Here is a 5,367-nt window from a genome sequence, read left to right as displayed (position 1 = left end):
GCCTAGCGGTTGATGTCGGGTAGTTTACACCAGCTCTAGGTGGATCTCCGCTTTTAGCCGTTGGGGGAGGGAAATTTTGAATACATCCCCCTGATTCATTTCCTGGGCACCTTTCATGCTGGCCAGGGCTTCCACCACTTCTTCGGAGTTGGCGGTTAGCACCACAACGGGGCGCTCGCAGGCAATGGGGAAATCGTGCCACGTGCCGAGGTGCAGCAGCAGCCCATGCCCGGCAGGGAATCGCAGGGCTTGTACTTTGTCGAGATCGGGAGCTGCTTTGGGATGGTTGGGAGGAGCCATCACCATGATGAACGGCTCTTGCCCCAGGCCGACAAACAACTGGGTCATACGCATGTGGCGCTCCAGCCAGAGCACAGGTGGATATCCGGGCAGGATCTTAGCCGTACGGATAACGGCTCTACCGGTGTATTGAAAGTCGATGTTTTGTCCTTCCAGGACACGCCCCTGATAAAAGGGGATCCCCAGCCCAGGATTGGCCACATCGTCCCCTATAAGTTGGCCGAAGGGTTGCACATTTTCTGGGGTGGCATCCACAATCGGCACCCGGACAACGGTGGTGGCAGTTGCAGTCGTGCTCATGGTTTGCATCCTCGCTCTTGATTGGACTGGGGTCAATTGGATTGGAGTCAGGCTTTCTATCTTAATTAATTGTCTTATTGAGATTAATTGTCTTATTGAGAGCAATAGGTAAAGAAACGGTTTTCCCGGTAACGGTCTATACATCTTTGATTCTTATTTAATTCTTAACTTTTAATTCTTAACTTTGTTCTTCTCGAGGGCTTTGCGGGTTAAACCACCGCTCGATGATGTGGCGAATTTGCCGGGCGGCAGTGCCATCGCCAAAGGGGTTTTGGGCTTGGGCCATGCGGGCATAGGCTTGTGGGTCTGTGAGCAATTCTCGGGCTGCCTTCAGGATCTTTTCGGGGTGTGTGCCTACCAGGCGGGCGGTGCCGGCAGCAATCGCTTCAGGACGTTCGGTGGTCTGCCGCAGCACCAGCACCGGTTTGCCCAGGGCAGGGGCCTCTTCTTGAATGCCGCCGGAGTCGCTGAGGATGAGGGTACAGCGCTGCATGGCGCTCACCCAGAGGGGATAGTCCAGAGGCTCAGTGAGAAAGGCCCGCTCATGGGATCCCAACAGGGCTTGCAGGGGATCCCGCACCAAGGGGTTGGGATGGAGGGGCAAAAGAAGGGCGGTATCGGGAAACTCGGCCAAGATCTGCAGCAGAGCCTTGCCGATGGCGGTTAGGGGATCCCCCCAATTTTCGCGTCGGTGCACGGTAACCAACAGGACACGGTAGCGCTGCCAGTCCAGGCCGGGAATGGGGCAGGGGATCCCTTGGGAGGCCACTTGCAGTAGGGCGTCGATGACAGTGTTGCCGGTGCAATGGATGGATCCCACCACGTGGCTTCGCTTCAGGTTGTCAACGGCTTGGGGGGTAGGGGCAAAGTGCAGGCTGGCCAACTGGGAGATCAGGCGGCGATTGGCCTCTTCGGGGAAAGGATTGTAGAGATCATCGGTGCGCAGTCCGGCTTCCACATGCCCAACCGGGATCCGGTGGTAAAAAGCTGCCAAGGCGGCAGCGAAGGCGGTGGTGGTATCTCCCTGCACCAAAACCAGTTGAGGATGTTGCTCTTGAAAGTAGAGTTCTAGGCCCCGCAAGGTGGCTTCGGTGATGTCCGTCAAGCTTTGGCGGGGGCGCATGATCGCCAGATCCCGATCCGCTTGCAGACCGAATAGCCGCATCACCTGATCCACCATTTCCCGGTGTTGTCCGGTCAAGATCAGCTCGGTGCGCAGATGGGGACTGGCACGCAGGGCTTGAATCACCGGGGCCAGCTTAATGGCTTCGGGCCGTGTGCCCAAGATCACGGCAACGAGGGGAAGAGAGGCCATAAGCTCAAGGACATCGGCACCTGTAGGAGATGGGAAGCGCAGCTCATTGAAGCAAGGCCACCAACAAACCACTAACAAAAACCACTAACAAAACAGAGGCGGCGAAGGGCGTGGGTTGCTCAAGGTCGCAAGCCACCGAGATGTAGACTCTGCTGAGTCAGGCTGAGGGCAATGTCGAGACGAGAGGAACCACAAGGGGGCTATTGCTGCTCACCCCGATCTTACCCCTCCAGCTGCTCCGCCGATTGTTCACCGGATGAGCTGGAGAAAAAGGGTTGACGGGATCCCACTCCTGCAACTAGCCTAAAGGGGGCTGAAGAGATCCTCTTCTGGCTGTCCGGGTTGTTTCGGTTAACCTTTTTGGAGGAAAACGTTCAACAGCATGGACGCTTCCGGTAGTTGTAGCGCCAGCCACCAGTGGATGGTCTTCGAGGAGCACGTTCTTGAAGATTGGGCTCTTACTGGTGTCTTCCTTTTCCCCGCTGACAGCTTCTGTCGTCGCTTGAGAGGATCCCGTTTCGCCAACGCGAAGGGGTGGGAGAGTTTTCCCGGCTAGCTTTTGACTTGGGTGGCTCTCTCAGTCGGCGACGAACAGATGAGCTGAGCAGAGCCTTACCTGAGCAATGGGTTTGTGCAGCCCTGTTCAGAAAAGGGGAGATCAGGAGTAATTCCGAGGGGATTCCCCTTGACTTTCCTGTTGTGGGTTTTGGGGTTTCCGCAGGCCTGGGGATCCCTTGGAGTCCCTTTTATCGGCTTGGGCGCTTGCGATCCAAGCTGGGCTTGGAGGCCTGGCGCTAGACCTACGGCTTGCTGCGCGGCCATCCAAGGGTTTCAGGGCTTCCCTGTGAGCCTCGAAGCACCGGTTGGCTGTTGACCTCCTGGTTCTCTTCATCCCGGCTGACCCCAACGTTCGGAGGTTTATCATGCGGCACAACGTTCTTCGCGATCTCCTAACCCCTGCTTCCTTGGAAGCCGCCAAGCGAGAGGCCAACCGCGCTCCCATTGCCGAGCTGGTGCAGCAGTTGATGGAGATTTCACCTCGGCAGCGGGTACTGGCTTTTCGCTTGCTGGAAAAAGACAGAGCCATTGCAGTGTTTGAGTATCTGCGGCCCGAAGAGCAGGCCGATCTCATTCGCAGCATGGAAAGCCCAGAAGTGATCCAGCTCATAGAAGCTCTGCCACCTGATGAGCGGGTACGTCTGTTTGAGGAGTTGCCGGCCAAAGTAACCAAGCGCCTCATTGCCAACCTCAGCCCAGAAGCTCGGGAAGCAGTGAATATCTTGCTGGGTTATCCAGAGCGCAGTGCCGGTCGGCTGATGAACCTGCGCTACTTGTCGGTACGGGATACCCTCACCGTCGGGGCTGCTCTGGCCAGCGTGCGGGACTCTCAACTGGGAGACGATGAGCTGGATGTGATTTTTGTGGTGGACGATCAGCGGTTCTACAAAGGTTTGGTTCGCACCGTGCGCCTCGTGAAAGCAGATCCGGATTTGCCCATTCGGGAGCTGATTGAGGGATCGGATACTTTTGCTCGGGTTACCGACCGGGATCTCCAGGCAGCCCGTTTGCTCAAAGATTCCGGCTTGCCGGCCATTCCGGTGGTGGATACGGAAGGGCGCTTGGTGGGAGATATCACCTTTGAAGATGTCATCAACTTGGTGGAAGAAGAAGCCACCGACGCCGCTCTGGCCCAAGCAGGGGTGGGCAACTTGCTCAGCCGAGACAAGGTTTGGAGCGAGCGCCTGGTTAAAGGCTCCCGTTGGTATGCCGTCCGCCTGCGCATCACGTTTTTAATCATCACCTTGATTGGCGGCATGTTGGTGGGGGGAGTGATCGAAACCTTTGAGGAGGTGTTGCAAGCAGTAACGGCAGCGGCTATTTTCATCCCCTTGGTCATGGATATGGGCGGTAATGTCGGTACCCAATCTACGACCATCTTTGCCCGTGGCTTGGCTTGGGGCCACATCAACGTGCGGCAGTTTCTCCCCTATTTGCTGCGGGAAGCCAGCATTGGTGGCATTATCGGTGTGATCCTGGGGGCCACGGCTGGGGTGATTGCCTACTTCTGGCAGGGGGCACCCAACGGGATCCCACAATTGGGTCTAGCGGTGGGCTTGGCTCTGGCCATTGTCCTCACTTTGGGGGCTATCTTGGGCGCCATTTTGCCCTGGGTGATGTTAAAGCTGGGCTTTGACCACGCTCCGGGAGCGGATCCTTTTATCACCACCATTAAAGACTTCACCGGCCTCTGGGTGTATTTCACCCTGGTGGCTTGGCTAGTCGGGGTTGAAGTGGGGCTCTAGGGCTGCGCCGGCGCTGGATCCAGGGGGCACCTCACCGGCAAAGCGCGTTCCAGGAACGAATAATCCAGCCCTTCTTGAGAAATCAGCCTTTCAGAGTCTCGCCACAAGGCCATCGCGACGGCGGCGCAGAGCACTTTTACGAGGTGTCCTTTGACCAACGAAGGGTTACAGCAAACATTTAGGAGGTGTGCCATGACCTTGAAAGTTCTATCTCCCTTGGCTGCTGCTCAATTTCGGTCACGGCTGCAGCAGTATGCCTATCGGGTGGGCATAACCTGTGCTTTAGAAACAGGTGGTAAGCTGGCCCCAGAATCCGCCTTTGCTCAACTGGAAGCCCTCTGGCAAACCTTGCAACAGGAAGCCACTGCCCTTGGGATCCCAGATGAGGATGGCTAAACTTTACCCTTTCACGAGAACCGGAGCATGACCTGGATTGACTTCACCTTGCGTTTGGCCGTTGCCTTTGTCCTGGGATCCCTCATTGGCCTGGAGCGACAGTGGCGGCAGCGCATGGCCGGCTTGCGCACCAATACCCTGGTGGCCACGGGTGCAGCTTTGTTTGTCATGCTCTCGGTTCTCACCCCTGATGAAAGCAGCCCGACCCGTATTGCGGCCCAAGTGGTATCGGGGATTGGCTTTTTGGCCGGGGGCGTGATTCTTAAGGAAGGAGCCAGCGTCCGTGGCCTGAACACTGCCGCCACCATCTGGTGTGCAGCCGCGGTGGGAGCCTTTGCCGGATCGGGGTACATTCCCCAAGCTGCCATTGGGGCCGCAGCTGTGTTGATCTCCAACGTTGTGCTGCGTCCACTGGGCTACCGCATCAACCAGCAGCCTTTGAAAGGCACAGAACTGGAACTGGTCTATGAGTGTTCGTTCATCTGCAAAAGCCAAGCAGAGGCCCACATCCGCGCCTTGCTCCTGCAGGGTATAGCTCCCACCCATCTCAAACTGCGTGCCCTCTACAGCGAAGACCTGGAGGACAAGCCTGATCTGGTCAAAGTCGAAGCAGAGCTAGTCACCCAGACCCGCGATGACCAGGCCCTAGAACTTGTCGTCAGCCGCCTCAGCCTAGAGCCAGGTGTGATCACTGCCCGATGGCGGATCATCGAACAGGAATTTGGGTAAACTACCCGACTCCGACCGCTAAGC

The 5,367-nt window shown here is 57.2% G+C and carries 5 protein-coding genes; 3 read left to right on the top strand and 2 right to left on the bottom strand.

Annotated features, from left to right (window positions below):
- Positions 1 to 24 precede the first annotated feature (24 nt).
- On the bottom strand, positions 25 to 600 hold the full coding sequence (locus NW818_RS00460; RefSeq protein WP_414388025.1) for an ureidoglycolate lyase: 576 nt from the start codon (positions 598 to 600) through the stop codon (positions 25 to 27).
- A 178-nt stretch (positions 601 to 778) separates the two neighbouring features.
- A complete protein-coding gene (wecB, locus tag NW818_RS00455) occupies positions 779 to 1,915 on the bottom strand; it encodes a non-hydrolyzing UDP-N-acetylglucosamine 2-epimerase (RefSeq protein WP_414343264.1) in 1,137 nt (378 codons plus the stop codon).
- A gap of 923 nt (positions 1,916 to 2,838) precedes the next feature.
- Here wecB and mgtE point away from each other — a divergent pair.
- The 3 genes from mgtE (at position 2,839) to NW818_RS00440 (ending at position 5,343) form a co-directional block, all read left to right on the top strand.
- Positions 2,839 to 4,218: a magnesium transporter gene (gene mgtE / locus NW818_RS00450; protein ID WP_414423543.1), complete on the top strand. Its 1,380-nt coding sequence runs from the start codon at positions 2,839 to 2,841 to the stop codon at positions 4,216 to 4,218.
- A gap of 192 nt (positions 4,219 to 4,410) precedes the next feature.
- Complete coding sequence (locus tag NW818_RS00445; protein ID WP_238376758.1) at positions 4,411 to 4,614, top strand: hypothetical protein; 204 nt, start codon at positions 4,411 to 4,413, stop codon at positions 4,612 to 4,614.
- A gap of 27 nt (positions 4,615 to 4,641) precedes the next feature.
- Positions 4,642 to 5,343 carry an MgtC/SapB family protein gene (locus NW818_RS00440; protein WP_414388027.1) on the top strand — a complete coding sequence of 234 codons (702 nt, stop codon included), beginning with the start codon at positions 4,642 to 4,644 and terminating at the stop codon, positions 5,341 to 5,343.
- The last annotated feature ends 24 nt before the right edge of the window (positions 5,344 to 5,367 follow it).

Source organism: Synechococcus sp. R6-5 (assembly GCF_047461775.1).
Classification (GTDB): domain Bacteria; phylum Cyanobacteriota; class Cyanobacteriia; order Thermostichales; family Thermostichaceae; genus Thermostichus.
This window is presented reverse-complemented; position numbering and strand designations above follow the sequence as displayed.

Bases quoted from the DNA above. Each gene is read 5' to 3' on its own strand.
- mgtE (WP_414423543.1), top strand. From the start codon at position 2,839: ATGCGGCACAACGTTCTTCGCGATCTCCTAACCCCTGCTTCCTTGGAA.
- NW818_RS00440 (WP_414388027.1), top strand. From the start codon at position 4,642: ATGACCTGGATTGACTTCACCTTGCGTTTGGCCGTTGCCTTTGTCCTG.
- NW818_RS00445 (WP_238376758.1), top strand. From the start codon at position 4,411: ATGACCTTGAAAGTTCTATCTCCCTTGGCTGCTGCTCAATTTCGGTCA.
- wecB (WP_414343264.1), bottom strand. From the start codon at position 1,915: ATGGCCTCTCTTCCCCTCGTTGCCGTGATCTTGGGCACACGGCCCGAA.
- NW818_RS00460 (WP_414388025.1), bottom strand. From the start codon at position 600: ATGAGCACGACTGCAACTGCCACCACCGTTGTCCGGGTGCCGATTGTG.